The sequence below is a fragment of the Pseudomonas sp. Yb2C2 genome (assembly GCF_052112325.1).
Lineage (GTDB): Bacteria > Pseudomonadota > Gammaproteobacteria > Pseudomonadales > Pseudomonadaceae > Aquipseudomonas > Aquipseudomonas marginalis.
Window position 1 is genome coordinate 110,388 of the sequence record NZ_JAVAJK010000022.1, and the last position, 16,303, is coordinate 126,690.

Here is a 16,303-nt window from a genome sequence, read left to right on the forward strand (position 1 = left end):
CAGTTGAGCTTCTTTCTGCTGGCTGGACCGGAATCAGGCCCTCAGCGACAACGGCGGCACAAACGACTCCAACTCATCCTCCACCGCCTCGATAATCCGCTCCACATCGGCAGCATTCATCACGGTGGCGCAGGGGATGCCGGCGATGGCAATCAGCGTCTCGCCGCTGGCCCGGTCGAACAGGCGGGCGACCATACTGCCGGGCGCATCCATGCTGCCCTCGAAGCCCATCGGATGAAAATGCCAGCGCATCAGCTGGCAGGCGTTGGGGAATGTCACTTTGTTCATGTTGCCCACCTTGTTCATTGAGCGCTTCCTTTAGCTCGCGGCAGGGGGCCAGGACCGTCACTGGTCGTGGCGTCGTAGAAGCTAAAAATAGCATTCGTTCGCAAGTACAAGGTGACTTTTTCTGCCCCGTTCGGCGGTTGTCAGCCATTCGCTTGATGTGGGTCATCTCTTACTCACGATTGGGCACAATGCCACTAATGCGAAGTTCCACTTGGCCATTGTCGGCAGTGGCAAAATTCGGCAATCTCCGAGGTTTACCCGCCTCAGAGCCTTCCATGCCCGACATCGCGCCAGACGATGATTGCCATAACACCCACGCCACGCGTGAGCTGGTGTTGCGCCACCACCTGTGCTGGCGTCATCGCGACCTTGACGGCGTGATGTCCTACTACCACCCGGACATCCAGTACCACGACTTTTTCCAGAACCGTGTGGTCGGTTACGCCGAACTGCGTGAGTACCTGCAAGCCAGCATGCCCCGCGAAGCCGACGAAGCCATTGAACATACCGACCGCATCCGTGCCGATGGCGACACGGCATTCATCCAGTACCGAATCACCTTGCGCGGCGGTCAGGGGCTGGTGTCATTCCGTACCAGCGAGGCCATCACCGTCCGCGATGGGTTGATCTGGCGCGTCAACGAGTACGCGTCATTGGTGCATGAACAACCCTCCCAGGCCCAGCGCCCCAGCGTCAGCCGCCTGGGCCTGTCACCCCAGCAATTGGGGCATATGGCCAATGACTTGCAGCAGTACTTCGAGTGCAGGCAGCCTTATCTGGACCCGGAACTGGACCTGCAGCGTGTCGCCAAGGAGTGTGGCTACAGCCGCAATCAGATTTCCTACCTGCTCAACCAGGTGCTGGGGCAAAGCTTCTACCGCTACGTCAACCAGGCTCGGCTCCAGCACCTGCTGGCCGCACTGGATACCGCGCAACCACCGATCAAGGTCGACGACCTGGCCTTCGCCGCCGGTTTCAATTCGTTGTCGGCGTTCTACAGCGCCTTCCGCCAGCACACCGGCCAGTCGCCCAAGGCCTACGTCAAACAAATTTCCCTGCGTGCACGCGCGCAAGACAGCGAATAACCCGGAGTTCTAGGATCCCTCCATCGAAATGTGGTTGGGGAACTTGGCATGCCGGCATGGCGCACTATCAGTTTATGGATGGACCAACTGGACGACCCGCTGTCGGCGCGGCCGGCCCTTGAGCATGACCTGGACGTCGATGTGGCCATTATCGGTGCCGGCTACACCGGGCTGTGGACCGCCTACTACCTGAAACGCCAGGCGCCTGAGTTGAAGATCGCGATTATCGAGGCGCAAACCGCTGGCTTCGGCGCCTCGGGCCGTAACGGCGGCTGGCTGATGGGCAATCTGCTGGGCGAAGACCGCCTGCTGGCCGGCCTTGCGCCTGAACAGCGCCGCGCCTCCTTCGACCTGCTGCATGGCATTCCCGACGAAGTGGCCCAAGTGCTGGCCCGGGAAGGCATCGACTGCGACTACCGCAAGGGCGGCGCGCTGTACTGCGCCGCACGCTACCCCGAGCAGGAAGGCAGCCTGCGCGCTTACCTGGACAAGCTCTACGCCCAAGGCCTGACCGAAGCCGACTATCGCTGGCTGAGCCCTCGACAGTTGGCTGAACAGATCCGCATCGCCAAGCCCTATGGCGGTATCCATGCCCCCCATGTCGCCACGATCAACCCGGCCAAGCTAGTGCGCGGTCTTGCGCGGGTGTTGGAGAGCATGGGCGTGACGATCTATGAAAACACGCCGGTGACCCACTGGCAGTCCGGTACTGTGCGCACCGCCAAGGCCCGTGTGCGCGCTGCCTGGGTGGTGCCGGCTGTCGAGGGTTATGCGAATACCTTGCCGCCCCTCGGCCGATACCAGTTGCCGGTGCAAAGCCTGATCGTTGCCACCGAACCGCTGCCCGCCGGCACCTGGGATGAAATCGGCCTGAGCCATGGCCAGGCCTTTGGCGAAAGCAGCCGCCAGGTCACCTATGGCCAGCGTACGGTGGATAACCGCCTGGTGTTCGGCGCCCGCGGTGGTTACCAGTTCGCCGGCAAATTGCGCCACAACTTTGATTTGACTGACAGCGAAGTGGCACTGCGCCGCTACCTGTTCGGCGAACTCTTCCCACAGCTGAAAAAGGTGCGGATTACCCATTCCTGGGGTGGCAACCTCGGCATGTCGCGCCGTTTCCGCCCGCACATGCTCTGCGATCACAAGACCGGCATCGCCCTGGCCGGTGGTTACGGCGGGGAGGGCGTCGGTGCCACCAACCTGGGCGGCCGCACCTTGGCCGACCTGATCCTCAGTCGCGACACACCTCTGATCCACCAACCCTGGGTGATCCGTGAGCGTGGCCTGCACGCGCTCAAGGCCTGGGAGCCGGAGCCATGCCGCTGGCTTGGCTACAACGCGATCATTCGCAGTTTTGTCCATGAAGACCAGGTGCTGGCCAACCCCAACACAGCACCTTGGCGCCGCAAGCTGGCGATCGGCATAGCCGGGTTCATGGAAGGTTTCATGCATTGAGCCGTTTCACCTACACGAGAAAACCCCATGAGCATCACTCAATTCAAAGACGCGCTGCATGCCCAACTGCCGGACTCATCACCGGTGGCCGTGCCCCTGGGCGAGCCGATCGCCGTGGCCTCGACCTTGAGCGTTGAACGCAGCGACGGCGTCGAGACCGGTATCTGGGAATGCACCCCGGGCCGCTGGCGTCGGCAGATCACATCCCAGGAGTTCTGCCACTTTATCCAGGGTCGCTGCACCTTCACCCCTGACAACGGTGAAATCGTTCACATACAAGCCGGTGACGCACTGATGTTGCCGGCCAACAGCACCGGTATCTGGGACATCCAGGCAACCGTGCGCAAAACCTACGTACTGATTTTGTAACGCTTTGATCCTTGATCGCCTGCCATAAAAACAGCCCTAAAATCGCCAGGAAATCGAACCATGAAAGCCATTGCCCTGTTGCCCTTGATGTGGGTGGCCGCTATCAGCCAAGCCGCTGAGACGGTGAAGATCTACAACTGGTCCAGCTATATCGCGCCGGACACAACGAAGAATTTCCAGAAACAAACCGGCATCGGTTTCAGCTACGACGTGTATGACAGTAACGAAACCCTCGACGGCAAGCTGATGACGGGTAACTCCGGCTACGACGTGGTGTTTCCGTCCAACCACTTCATGGCACGGCAGATCCAGGGCGGCGCCCTGAAGAAGCTCGACAAGAGTCAGTTGCCCAACTGGAAAAACCTCAACCCCGTACTGCTCAAGGCCCTGGAAAACAACGACCCGGGTAATGCCCATGGCTTCCCGTACCTGTGGGGCAGTACCGGCATCGGCTATAACATCGACAAGGTCAAGGCGGTACTGGGGGAAAACGCACCGGTGGATTCCTGGGACCTGATCTTCAAGCCCGAGTACATGGAAAAGCTCAGCAAGTGCGGGGTAGCGATCCTCGACAACGGCCCGGAATTGCTGCCCATCGCCCTCAACTACCTGGGGCTGCCGTCCCACAGTAAAAAACCCGAAGACTACAAAAAGGCCGAGGCGCTGCTGATGAAAGTGCGCCCCTATGTGGCGTACTTCCACTCCTCGAAATACACCGGCGACCTGGCCAATGGCGACATCTGCGTGGCGGTCGGTTTCTCCGGCGACGTACTGCAAGCCGAAAGCCGCGCCAAGGAGGCCAAGAATGGGGTGAAGATCGGCTATCAGATTCCCAAGGAAGGCGCCGCCATCTGGTTCGACATGGTGGCCATGCCCGCCGATGCCCCCGATGAAAAGGCCGGCTACGCGTTCATGAACTACCTGCTGGAGCCCCAGGTGATGGCGGACATCACCAACTCCGTGCACTACGCCAACGGCAACCGTGCAGCGGATAGCCTGGTAGACCCTGAGATCAAGGCGGACACCAAGATCTACCCCAGCGACGAAATGATGGGCAAGTTATTCGCGCTGGAGGCGATGCCGCTGAACATCGACCGGATTCGCACGCGGGTGTGGAACACCATTCGAATGGGCCGCTGAAGAAGTCTGATGTGGGGGGAGGGCGAGCCCCCCATTAATCTGAGTCTTGCATAAACAATTTCAGGCGACCGCATTCTTGTGGTGAGCGGGCTTGTCCCGCGCTGGGGTGCGAAGCGCCCCTGATGAAGACGAATGCGGTGTATCAGGTATTCCTCTGCGCCTGGTTTTGGGGCTGCTGCGCAGCCCGACGCGGGACAAGCCCGCTCACCACAGGGGTCCCAGTTTTCTGCGTGACAGCGCTAGGTCGAAGAGATTGTGGGACCTCCCACACTTGGTTTGAGTACACCCTGGGCTTCACGGGTTTTCCAGGTCATGCCCCAACGACTGGATAAACAACGAAAACAGTTCCGGCTGTGACGAGATGTCCAGCTTCGCGTACAGATGCCGGCGGTGCACCTTCACCGTGTCCGGCGAGATATGCAGGCGCTCGGCCATGGCCTTGGACGAGAATCCGCGCAGTACCAGGCGGGCGATTTCCAGTTCGCGGTCCGAGAGCACACCGCAACCGAATTGGCTCAGTGCATCCCGGATCTGGCGGTCCATGGCCGGCGCGCGCCGGGTGCTTTGTTGCCAGTGCTGCTGCATCAACGGCAGCACCCAGGCGGCCAGCGTCGTCAGCAACCCGGTCTCCTCAACGCTGAATCGCCGCTGCATGCCCAGTGACAGCGACAACGTCCCCGCGCCCGGCAACTGCAGGATCAATTGCACCTCGTCTTCCAGCACGTTGTCGTGGAAGTAGCTGAGGAAATACTCGCTCTGGCGAAAATGGTCCGGCGCCACTTCCTCAAGCCGGTACACGCCGCTGGCATACCCCTCGCGACACGCCTGGAAAAACGGATCGAGCAAATACAGGCCATTGAGGTACACCAGCATCGACGCCGGCTTGCTGCTCGGCTGGGCGTCGTACTCTTCCAGTGCCTGGGGCGCACCATCCACGGGATAGAAGATCGCCAGCGCGTTATCGAAGGGTACGCATTGGTGCAACAACAGCACCAGCTGTTTCCAGAAACGCTCGGTGCCGATGTGCGCAACAGTGCGGCCCAGGCCGGCGTGCATGCCGACTTCACGAAACAGGCTCATGTAGCAAGCTCCCGCCAACAAAAGATCGCCCCAAGGGTTCGGCTTTTGCCGGGTGCCGTCAAGGGGAGTACGCCAATAGGGGAATTGGCTGGCATAAACCCCACGGTTACCTTTGGCATCATTCAGCGGGAAACATATCCCGCCACTTTCAGACCTTTCGTTTCTGCCTCACACCAAGAACAACGACAGAGGATAACGATATGAGCACTTCCCCCACGCCCGACGGCGTGCTGAAACCCACCCTGAGCGTCTTCGATGTGGTGGCCATTACCGTTTCGGCTGTGACCCCCGCCAGTTCCGTTTTCGTGATCGCGCCCTTTGCCATCCAGCAGGCTGGCAGCGGCGTGTTCCTGGCGTTCGTGATGGCAGGGCTGCTCGCGCTGATGTTCGCGTTTTGCTACGCCGAACTGGGCCGCGCCCATAACAGCGCCGGTGGCGAGTATGTGTATGCCAAGCGCGTGTTCGGCGGCATGGCCGGCTACGCGACGTTCCTGACCGTATTGGTGATGCTGCTGTTTATCCCGCCGGTATTGGCCACCGGTGCCGCAACCTACCTCAACAACGCCTTGGGTACCAGATTCGACGCGCAAACCGTGGCCCTGGTGATCGTGGTGTGCAGCTACGCCCTGGGCATCCTCAATATCAAGCTCAACGCCTGGATCACCGGGATCTGCCTGCTGCTGGAAGTCGCGGCGTTGCTGGTGATCGTGTGCATCGGCTTCGGTAACCCGGTGCAGCCGGCCAGCGTGCTGTTTCAACCCCAGATTGTCGAAAACGGTGTGTTGCACCTGGCGCCCTGGGCCCTGGTGATCGGCGCGGTAGGCATTGGCCTGTTTTCCTACAACGGTTACGGCCCCGCCGTGTTGCTGGCCGAAGACATGAAATGCGGGGGCAAGGGCGTACACAAGGCGGTGCTGTGGTCCCTGGGCCTGGTGGTGGTGATCGAGCTGGTGCCGATCACGGCGCTGCTGATCGGCGCGCCGTCACTGAGTGCGATGATCAGCAGCCCGGACCCCATCGGCTACCTGCTCACCAGCCATGGCAACGAAACGCTGTCGCGCCTGGTCAGCGCGGGCATCTTCCTGTCGGTGTTCAACGCCATCGTCGCCATCGTTATCCAGATTGGCCGCGTGGTGTTCAGCAGCGGGCGCGATGCATTGTGGACGCCTACCATCAACAAGCTGTTTACCCGCATTCATCCGCGCTGGGATTCACCCTGGCTGGCCACGCTGTTCCTGGCGATCCCGTCGGCGTTGCTGAGCTTCAGCTCCAACCTGGCCGACCTCACCTCGTTCAGCGTATTGCTGATCATATTGGTGTACCTGGTGGTGGCGTTGAGCGCGCTGATGAGCCGCGTGCTGCTGCGCGACCGCGAGCATCCCTATCGCATGCCGCTGTGGCCGCTGCCGGCGTTGCTGGCTGCACTGGGCGCGGGTTACTTGCTGGTGACCTTGATCTACGCGGCGTCAGTACGCGACATCATGATCATCATCGGCTTGCTGGCCCTGTCGGTGATTCTGTATTGCATCAGTGGCCGGTCGAGTCCGGCCTTTCAAAAATTGTAAGGAGTGGTTATGCGTGCACGTCAATTGGGCATCACGCTGGGGCTGGGCACACCCGGCGAGTTGAATGCCATCACCGACGTTCCCGGGGTTCGGGTCGGTCACTGTACGCTCAAGACCCGCGTCGACGGTAAACAGGTGCGCACTGGCGTCAGCGTGGTCCAGCCCCGCGCCGGGGAAGCGCGGTTGCAGCCATGCTTTGCCGGGTATCACGTGCTGAACGGCAATGGCGACGCCACTGGCCTGGAATGGATCAGCGAGGCGGGCCTGTTGACCACGCCACTGGCCATCACCAACACCCACAGCATCGGCATCGTGCGCGACACCTTGATTGCCCTGGAGCGCGAGCGCCTGGCGGACCCGGCGGTGTACTGGTGCATGCCGGTGGTGATGGAAACCTACGACGGCCTGCTCAACGATATCTGGGGCCAGCACGTCACCCCCGAGCATGTGCGCCAGGCGCTGGACAGCGCCGAACGCGGCCCCGTGCAAGAAGGCGCGGTGGGCGGTGGGACGGGGATGATCTGCCATGAATTCAAGGGCGGTATCGGCAGCGCCTCGCGCCGTTTGCCGGCAGAGCAGGGCGGTTGGACTGTCGGCGTGCTGGTCCAGGCCAACCATGGCAAGCGCCAGGAACTGCGGGTCGACGGCTATCCGGTGGGCCGCCGCTTGATGGACCTGCCGTCACCCTTTGCCGAACGAGGCACGCCGGGCATGGGCTCGATCGTGGTGATCATCGCCACGGATGCGCCCCTGCTGCCGCACCAATGCCAGCGCCTGGCACAACGCGCGTCTATAGGCATCGCGCGCACCGGCGGTGGCACCGAGGATTCCAGCGGCGACCTGTTCCTGGCCTTCGCCACTGGCAACCAGGAACTGCCGCCAGCGGACTACGCGCGCAAGGGCCTGCCGTTGAGCAGCACCTTGCAGATGGTGAATAACGATCATATATCCCCGCTGTTCAGCGCTGCGGCGGAGGCGGTGGAGGAGGCGATCATCAACGCAATCCTGGCGGGCGAAGACATGGTGACCGACGACGGCGTACAGGTTCCGGGCTTGAAAGGCGAAACGTTGATACGGGCATTGCACGACACGGGCTGGCGCGCGTCCCGATAAGGGAGGGCCAGCGCCGATATATAAATATAAACAGTGGCTGTTTAATGTCGCCAATGACACCGTGACAATACAATGGATCCAATTATCAAGTGCGCCGTTCAACTTGAGTGGCTTTAGCGCTATTTAATATTTAAATAACCCTCCGCTGTCTTTTGTCGGACAACAGCAACGTTGCCCAACAGATACGGCGCCTAACTTGGAATGCATGTTTGTTGCCCGATTTTCATGCTGGAAAAGATGTAGACGAAAGATTTCAAGTTGTGTCAGTTTCGTGACGCCTTCAAAAGAGGCGAGTGATAGGACGATCTCGCCCACGGGATTCCTATCGACCCAAGACTGATGCATTTGCAAACAAGGAAGTACGTTTATGTCAAAAGCAAAAGACAAGGCTATCGTGTCGGCGGCGCAAGCCAGCACCGCTTACTCGCAAATCGATAGCTTCAGCCATCTGTATGACCGTGGCGGCAATCTCACGATCAATGGCAAACCCTCCTACACCGTTGACCAGGCGGCCACCCAGCTGCTGCGCGACGGCGCCGCGTACCGGGACTTTGACGGCAACGGCAAGATCGACCTGACCTACACCTTCCTGACCTCGGCGTCCTCGAGCACCATGAACAAACATGGTATCTCGGGCTTCAGCCAGTTCAACGCCCAGCAGAAAGCACAGGCCGCCCTGGCCATGCAATCCTGGTCGGACGTGGCCAACGTCACCTTCACCGAGAAAGCCACCGGCGGTGACGGCCACATGACATTCGGCAACTACAGCAGCGGCCAGGACGGCGCGGCAGCCTTCGCCTACCTGCCCGGCACCGGTGCAGGCTACGACGGCACCTCGTGGTACCTGACCAACAACAGCTACACGCCGAACAAGACCCCGGACCTGAACAACTACGGCCGGCAGACCCTGACCCACGAAATCGGGCACACCCTGGGCCTGGCTCACCCTGGCGACTACAACGCCGGCGAAGGCGCCCCGACCTACAACGACGCGACCTATGGACAGGACACGCGCGGCTACAGCCTCATGAGTTACTGGAGCGAGAGCAACACCAACCAGAACTTCAGTAAAGGCGGGGTAGAAGCCTATGCCTCTGGCCCGCTGATCGACGACATCGCCGCGATCCAGAAGCTCTACGGTGCCAACTACAACACCCGCGCCGGCGACACCACCTACGGGTTCAACTCCAACACCGGGCGTGATTTCCTCAGCGCCACGTCCAACGCCGACAAGCTGGTGTTCTCGGTCTGGGACGGTGGCGGCAATGACACCCTGGACTTCTCCGGCTTCACCCAGAACCAGAAGATCAACCTCAATGAGGCCTCGTTCTCCGACGTTGGCGGCCTGGTCGGCAACGTCTCCATCGCCAAGGGCGTGACCGTCGAGAACGCGTTCGGCGGTGCGGGCAACGACCTGATCATCGGCAACAACGCGGCCAACGTGATCAAGGGTGGGGCCGGCAACGACCTCATCTACGGTGGCGGCGGCGCGGATCAACTGTGGGGCGGCGCGGGCAACGACACGTTTGTGTTCGGCGCCAGTTCCGATTCCAAGCCAGGGGCGGCGGACAAGATCTTTGACTTCACCTCGGGCTCGGACAAGATCGACCTCAGCGGCATCACCAAAGGGGCCGGCCTGACCTTCGTCAATGCCTTTACCGGGCATGCCGGCGATGCGGTATTGACCTACGCGGCAGGCACCAACCTGGGCACCCTGGCCGTCGACTTCTCCGGGCACGGCGTGGCGGATTTCCTCGTCACCACCGTCGGCCAGGCAGCGGTCAGCGACATCGTGGCATGATGCACGGGCGCGGCGCGCAAGCGCCGCGTCTCCAGGCTGGAGCGTACAGATGCAGCGTTTTTACAATGTGATCGCCTGCGTGTTGCAGGTGATGTTCGTGTCGGCAGGAGCCCACGCAATGGCGAGCAGTCTTGTTTTACCCACCAGCGCCCAGCTGGCCGGGCATTGGCAGTTGCACCAGCAGGATCAGGTGTGTGCACTGGACCTGCTCGAGCAGGCCAATGCTTTGGGCGGCGATGTGGCCTGCGTGGCGCAGTGGCTGGGGGACAAGCCCCTGACCTGGTCGCCCACACCCGACGGTATCTGGCTGTTCAATGCCGAAGGCAGCGGGATCACCCATTTGAATCGTCAGAAAGACGGCGAGTATCAGGCGCGGACGAAGTCCGGCACCGTGGTTGAATTAAAACGAGTGCCTTAGTTGTTGTTATAAGCCTATAACTCGATTTCATTAGTTGAGCGGCCTCTATCGCGGAGGACGGCAAACTTATGCGCGTAATTTGATTCAAGGAAGATCAAAACCTATGGCCAGGCCCCATGCGGTTGCGCCTTTATTCAAGGCGCTGGGTGAATACAAGAGCATCTTGATCAGCGTCGGTTGTTTTACCGCGTTGATTAACCTGTTGATGCTGGTGCCGTCGATCTACATGCTGCAAGTGTATGACCGTGTGCTCTCCTCGCAGAATGAAACCACCCTGGTGATGTTGACCCTGATGGTGGTGGGCTTCTTTGCCTTTATTGGCCTGCTTGAGGTCATCCGCAGTTTTATCGTGATCCGCATCGGCAGCCAGTTGGAGCGGCGTTTCAACTTGCGCGTGTACAAGGCTGCGTCCGAACGCAACCTGCAACGCGGCCAGGGGCATGCCGGGCAATCCCTGGGTGACTTGACCCATATCCGCCAATTCATCACCGGGCCGGCGCTGTTCGCGTTCTTCGATGCGCCGTGGTTTCCCATCTACCTGTTTGTGATTTTCCTCTTCAACGTCTGGCTCGGGGTGTTGGCCACCGCCGGCGCAGTGCTGTTGATCGGCCTTGCGTGCCTCAACGAATACCTGACGAAGAAGCCATTGGGCGAGGCCAGTGGCTTCTCCCAGCAGTCGACGCAGCTGGCCACCAGCCATTTGCACAACGCCGAAACCATCCAGGCCATGGGCATGCTCGACGCGTTGCGCCACCGCTGGTTTGCTGTGCATTCGCAGTTCCTGGGTTTGCAGAACAGAGCCAGTGATACCGGGTCGGTGATCACCTCGTTGAGCAAATCCCTGCGCCTGTGCCTGCAATCCCTGGTGCTGGGCCTGGGCGCGCTGCTGGTGATCAAGGGCGACATGACCGCCGGGATGATGATCGCGGGCTCGATCCTGATGGGCCGCGTACTCAGCCCCATCGACCAGCTGATTGCGGTCTGGAAGCAATGGAGTTCGGCCAAGCTGGCCTACCAGCGGCTGGACGAATTGCTGCGCGAGTTCCCGCCGGAAGTGGAACAGATGAAATTGCCCGCACCCCAGGGCCAGGTCAGCTTCGAACAGGTCAGCGCGGCGCCGCCCGGGCGGCGCATGCCCACCCTGCATCAGGTCAGCTTCAGCCTCGGCGCCGGCGAAGTGCTCGGCGTGCTTGGCGCCTCGGGCTCCGGCAAATCCACCCTGGCCCGTGTGTTGGTGGGCGTGTGGCCGACCCTGGCCGGCACCGTGCGCCTGGACGGTGCGGACATTCACCGCTGGGACCGCGACGACCTCGGCCCGTACATCGGCTATCTGCCCCAGGACATTGAACTGTTCAGTGGCAGCATCGCCGACAACATCGCACGTTTTCGCGAGGCCGACCCCGAGCGGGTGGTGAAAGCTGCGCAGCAAGCCGGCGTGCATGAATTGATCCTGCGCCTGCCCCACGGTTATGACACGGTCCTCGGCGATAACGGCGGTGGTCTGTCCGGCGGCCAGAAACAACGCGTAGCCCTGGCACGTGCGCTGTACGGCGGGCCGCGCTTGATCGTACTGGATGAGCCCAATTCCAACCTCGACACCGTCGGCGAAGCCGCGCTGGCCAGCGCCATTGTGCAGATGAAGGCCCAGGGCAGCAGTGTGGTGCTGGTGACCCATCGTTCTTCGGCCTTGGCCCAGGTCGATAAATTGCTGGTGCTCAACGAAGGGCGTTTGCAGGCATTCGGGCCGAGCCAGGACGTGCTGCGGGCGTTGTCCGGCCACCGTGACCAAGCGCCCCAAGGTAGGAGCGAGCTTGCTCGCGAAGGGCGTTAACGATGATGCGCCCTGATTGGATACACGCGGTGACGCTGAGTTTTTCGCGAGCAAGCTCGCTCCTACAGGTTTTGCGTCAAGCAGTAAGGATGTCAGCATGATTCATGAACAACACGACGCCCGTTTTTTCGTACGCATGGGCTGGCTGCTGACCGTGGTCGGTGCCGGTGGCTTTTTCCTCTGGGCCAGCCTGGCGCCCCTGGACCAGGGCATCCCGGTGCAGGGCACGGTGGTGGTGTCGGGCAAACGCAAGGCGGTGCAAACCTTCAGCCCCGGCGTGGTCAGTCGGATCCTGGTCAAGGAGGGTGAGCTGGTGAAGCAAGGCCAGCCGCTGTTCCGTCTCGACCAGACCCAGAATCAGGCCGACGTGCAGTCCCTGCAGGCCCAGTACCGCATGGCCTGGGCCAGCGTCGCGCGGTGGCAGAGCGAGCGCGACAATCAATCCGCTATCACCTTTCCCGCCGAGCTGAGCAGCAACCCCGATCCCGCACTGGCGTTGGTCCTGGAAGGCCAGCGCCAATTGTTCAGCAGCCGTCGCGAAGCCTTTGCCCGTGAACAGGCAGGCATCCGCGCGAATATCGAGGGCGCCACCGCACAGCTCAACGGCATGCGCCGCGCCCGCAGCGACCTGACCGCCCAGGCCCAGTCCCTGCGCGACCAACTGAGCAACCTGCAACCCCTGGCCGACAACGGCTATATCCCGCGCAACCGGCTGATGGAGTACCAACGCCAGCTGTCCCAGGTGCAACAGGACCTGGCGCAGAACACCGGAGAGAGCGGCCGGGTGGAGCAGGGCATCCTTGAATCGCGCCTGAAATTGCAGCAGCACAGCGAGGAATACCAGAAGGACGTGCGCAGCCAATTGGCCGACGCGCAATTGCGCAGCCTGACCCTCGAGCAGCAACTCACCTCGGCCGGCTTCGATCTGCAACACAGCGAGATCAACGCACCGGCTGACGGCATTGCGGTCAACCTCAGCGTGCACACCGAAGGCGCCGTGGTGCGTGCCGGTGAAACCCTGTTGGAAATCGTGCCCCAGGGCACGCGCCTGGAAGTGGAAGGGCATTTGCCGGTGCACCTGGTGGACAAGGTCGGCACGCACCTGCCGGTGGATATCCTGTTCACCGCCTTCAACCAGAGCCGCACCCCGCGTGTGCCGGGGGAGGTCAGCCTGATTTCCGCCGACCAGATGCTCGACGAAAAAACCGGCGCGCCGTATTACGTATTGCGCACCACCGTCAGCGAGGCAGCACTGGAGACACTCCACGGCCTGGTCATCAAGCCGGGCATGCCCGCCGAGATGTTTGTGCGCACCGGCGAGCGTTCGTTGCTCAATTACCTGTTCAAGCCGCTGCTCGACCGCGCCGGCTCCGCGTTGACCGAGGAATGAGCATGAAAGCTGTGTTCATCGCCTTGCTGTTTACCTGCATTAACGCCCAGGCCGCCATGGGCCCGTTCGATGTATACGAACAGGCCTTGCGTAACGATCCGGTGTTTCTCGGTGCGATCAAGGAGCGCGACGCCGGCCTGGAAAACCGCACCATCGGCCGCGCAGGCTTGCTGCCCAAGCTGTCGTATAACTACAACAAGGGCCGCAACAACTCCCAGGCCACCTTGCCCGACGGCCGTGGCGGCAATTACCACGACGACCGCAACTACAACAGCTACGGCTCGACCTTCAGCCTGCAACAGCCGCTGTTCGACTATGAGGCCTACGCCAACTACCGCAAGGGCGTGGCCCAGGCGCTGTTCGCCGATGAAAGCTTTCGCGACAAGAGCCAGGCGCTGCTGGTGCGGGTGCTGAGCTATTACACCCAGGCGCTGTTTGCCCAGGACCAGATCGACATCGCACGGGCCAAGAAGAAGGCCTTCGAGCAGCAGTTCCAGCAGAACCGGCACCTGTTCCAGCAGGGCGAGGGCACCCGCACCGATATCCTCGAAGCCGAGTCGCGCTATGAGCTGGCCACCGCCGAAGAGATCCAGGCGCTGGACGAGCAGGACGCCTCGCTTAGAGAACTGGGTGCGCTGATCGGTGTGCAAAGCGTCAACATCGACGACCTCGCCCCGTTGAACGAAGGTTTCGCCGCGTTCACCCTGACCCCGGCCAACTACGACACCTGGCATGAACTGGCGATCAGCAACAACCCCACGCTGGCGTCCCAGCGCCAGGCCCTGGAAGTCGCGCGTTATGAAGTGGAGCGCAACCGCGCCGGGCACCTGCCCAAGGTCACTGCGTATGCCAGTTCGCGCCAGCAGGAGTCCGATAGCGGCAACACCTACAACCAGCGCTACGACACCAACACCATCGGCGTCGAAGTGAGCCTGCCGTTGTATGCCGGTGGCGGTATCTCCGCGTCCACCCGCCAGGCCAGCCGCGCCATGGAACAGGCCGAGTATGAGCTGGAAGGCAAGACCCGCGAGACCCTGATCGAACTGCGTCGGCAGTTCAGCGCGTGCCTGTCTGGCGTGAGCAAACTGCGCGCTTACCAAAAGGCCCTGACCTCCGCAGAAGCACTGGTGCTGTCGACCCAGCAGAGCATCCTCGGTGGCGAGCGGGTCAACCTCGATGCGCTGAACGCCGAACAACAGCTCTACAGCACGCGGCGCGACCTGGCCCAGGCGCGTTACGACTACCTGATGGCCTGGACCAAACTGCACTACTACGCCGGCAACCTGCGCGACACCGACCTGGCCAAGGTGGATGAGGCGTTCGGGCCGGCACCGCATTAATTGACTTTCTCGACAATTCCAACAACAGAGAGGCAATACCATGGGTGTGTTCGACTATAAAAACCTCGGAGCCGAGGGCTCCAAAGCGTTGTTCGCCGATGCCATGGCGATCACGCTGTACGCCTATCACAACCTGGATAACGGCTTTGCCGTGGGCTACCAGCACAACGGCCTGGGGCTCGGTTTGCCCGCCACGCTGGTCGCTGCACTGCTGGGCAGTACGGATTCCCAGGGCGTGATTCCCGGCATTCCCTGGAACCCGGATTCGGAGAAAGCCGCCTTGGAGGCCGTGCAACAAGCCGGTTGGACGCCCATCAGCGCAAGCACCCTGGGCTATACCGGCAAGGTCGACGCCCGAGGCACGTTCTTCGGCGAAAAAGCCGGCTACACCACAGCCCAGGTCGAGGTGCTGGGCAAGTACGATGAAGCCGGCAAGCTGCTGGAAATCGGTATCGGTTTTCGCGGTACGTCGGGCCCTCGGGAAACGCTGGTCAGCGACTCCATTGGCGATCTGGTCAGCGATCTGCTCGCAGCGTTGGGCCCCAAGGATTACGCGAAGAACTATGCCGGTGAAGCCTTTGGCGGCCTGCTCAAGAACGTCGCCGACTACGCCAGTGCCCACGGCCTCAGCGGCCACGACGTAGTGGTCAGCGGCCATAGCCTGGGCGGCCTGGCGGTCAACAGCATGGCCGACTTGAGCAGCAGCAAATGGGCGGGGTTCTACCAGGACGCCAACTACCTGGCCTACGCCTCGCCGACCCAGAGCGCCGGCGACAAGGTGCTTAATATCGGCTACGAAAACGACCCGGTATTCCGTGCGCTGGACGGATCATCCTTCAATTGGTCATCGTTGGGCGTGCATGACAAACCCCATGAATCAACCACCGACAATATCGTCAGCTTTAACGACCACTACGCTTCGACGCTGTGGAATGTGCTGCCGTTTTCCATCACCAACCTGCCGACCTGGATCTCCCATTTGCCTACGGGTTATGGCGATGGGATGACGCGCATCCTCGAGTCCGGATTCTATGGGCAGATGAGCCGCGACTCGACGATTATCGTCGCCAACCTGTCCGACCCGGCACGCGCCACCACCTGGGTGCAGGACCTCAACCGCAATGCCGAACCGCACAAGGGCGATACCTACATCATTGGCAGTGACGGCAATGACCTGATCCAGGGCGGCAAGGGCGCGGACTTTATCGAGGGCGGCAAGGGCAATGACACGATCCGCGACAGCAGCGGGCATAACACCTTTTTGTTCAGCGGGCAGTTTGGCCAGGACCGGATTATCGGCTATCAAGCGACGGACAAGCTGGTGTTCAGGGACGTTGAGGGGAGTGCGGATTACCGTGATCACGCCAAGGTCGTGGGCGGGGACACGGTGATCAGTTTTGGCGCGGATTCGGTGACGTTGGTGGGGGT

General features: G+C 61.4%; 14 protein-coding genes. 12 read left to right on the forward strand and 2 right to left on the reverse strand.

Annotation, left to right across the window (positions count from 1 at the left end; translation table 11 throughout):
* Positions 1-33: 33 nt before the first annotated feature.
* A complete protein-coding gene (locus tag Q8X51_RS25835) occupies positions 34-306 on the reverse strand; it encodes a DUF1652 domain-containing protein (protein WP_027605770.1) in 273 nt (90 codons plus the stop codon).
* Between the two features lie 257 nt (positions 307-563).
* Between Q8X51_RS25835 and Q8X51_RS25840 the strand changes: the two genes are divergently transcribed.
* Genes Q8X51_RS25840 through Q8X51_RS25855 form a run of 4 tightly spaced genes read left to right on the forward strand, consistent with a single transcriptional unit; the run spans position 564 to position 4,337 of the window.
* Positions 564-1,373: a helix-turn-helix transcriptional regulator gene (locus tag Q8X51_RS25840; RefSeq protein WP_065927595.1), complete on the forward strand. Its 810-nt coding sequence runs from the start codon at positions 564-566 to the stop codon at positions 1,371-1,373.
* A 48-nt stretch (positions 1,374-1,421) separates the two neighbouring features.
* A complete protein-coding gene (locus tag Q8X51_RS25845) occupies positions 1,422-2,828 on the forward strand; it encodes an NAD(P)/FAD-dependent oxidoreductase (RefSeq protein WP_137211912.1) in 1,407 nt (468 codons plus the stop codon).
* A 27-nt stretch (positions 2,829-2,855) separates the two neighbouring features.
* On the forward strand, positions 2,856-3,197 hold the full coding sequence (locus tag Q8X51_RS25850) for a cupin domain-containing protein (RefSeq protein WP_065927593.1): 342 nt from the start codon (positions 2,856-2,858) through the stop codon (positions 3,195-3,197).
* 60 nt (positions 3,198-3,257) lie between these two features.
* Positions 3,258-4,337: a polyamine ABC transporter substrate-binding protein gene (locus tag Q8X51_RS25855; RefSeq protein WP_065927592.1), complete on the forward strand. Its 1,080-nt coding sequence runs from the start codon at positions 3,258-3,260 to the stop codon at positions 4,335-4,337.
* A gap of 294 nt (positions 4,338-4,631) precedes the next feature.
* On the opposite strand, the gene Q8X51_RS25860 is transcribed toward Q8X51_RS25855, so the two are convergent.
* Positions 4,632-5,417 carry a helix-turn-helix transcriptional regulator gene (locus tag Q8X51_RS25860; RefSeq protein ID WP_137211914.1) on the reverse strand — a complete coding sequence of 262 codons (786 nt, stop codon included), beginning with the start codon at positions 5,415-5,417 and terminating at the stop codon, positions 4,632-4,634.
* A gap of 200 nt (positions 5,418-5,617) precedes the next feature.
* On the opposite strand from Q8X51_RS25860, the gene Q8X51_RS25865 reads away from it, so the two are divergent.
* The 8 genes from Q8X51_RS25865 to Q8X51_RS25900 all read left to right on the forward strand — a co-directional run.
* Complete coding sequence (locus Q8X51_RS25865) at positions 5,618-6,982, forward strand: APC family permease (protein WP_407694236.1); 1,365 nt, start codon at positions 5,618-5,620, stop codon at positions 6,980-6,982.
* A 9-nt stretch (positions 6,983-6,991) separates the two neighbouring features.
* Positions 6,992-8,095: a DmpA family aminopeptidase gene (locus Q8X51_RS25870; protein WP_065946724.1), complete on the forward strand. Its 1,104-nt coding sequence runs from the start codon at positions 6,992-6,994 to the stop codon at positions 8,093-8,095.
* A gap of 367 nt (positions 8,096-8,462) precedes the next feature.
* On the forward strand, positions 8,463-9,896 hold the full coding sequence (locus Q8X51_RS25875) for a serralysin family metalloprotease (RefSeq protein ID WP_065927588.1): 1,434 nt from the start codon (positions 8,463-8,465) through the stop codon (positions 9,894-9,896).
* A gap of 49 nt (positions 9,897-9,945) precedes the next feature.
* A complete protein-coding gene (locus Q8X51_RS25880) occupies positions 9,946-10,314 on the forward strand; it encodes an AprI/Inh family metalloprotease inhibitor (protein ID WP_027605779.1) in 369 nt (122 codons plus the stop codon).
* A gap of 103 nt (positions 10,315-10,417) precedes the next feature.
* A complete protein-coding gene (locus tag Q8X51_RS25885; protein WP_407694235.1) occupies positions 10,418-12,145 on the forward strand; it encodes a type I secretion system permease/ATPase in 1,728 nt (575 codons plus the stop codon).
* Between the two features lie 97 nt (positions 12,146-12,242).
* Positions 12,243-13,535, forward strand: coding sequence for an HlyD family type I secretion periplasmic adaptor subunit (locus Q8X51_RS25890; protein ID WP_065927586.1), 1,293 nt, complete (start codon positions 12,243-12,245; stop codon positions 13,533-13,535).
* 2 nt (positions 13,536-13,537) lie between these two features.
* Positions 13,538-14,875, forward strand: coding sequence for a TolC family outer membrane protein (locus Q8X51_RS25895; protein ID WP_065927585.1), 1,338 nt, complete (start codon positions 13,538-13,540; stop codon positions 14,873-14,875).
* Positions 14,876-14,915: 40 nt separating this feature from the next.
* Positions 14,916-16,303 (forward strand): polyurethane esterase (locus tag Q8X51_RS25900; RefSeq protein WP_407694984.1); only part of this gene is annotated, 1,388 nt, incomplete at its 3' end.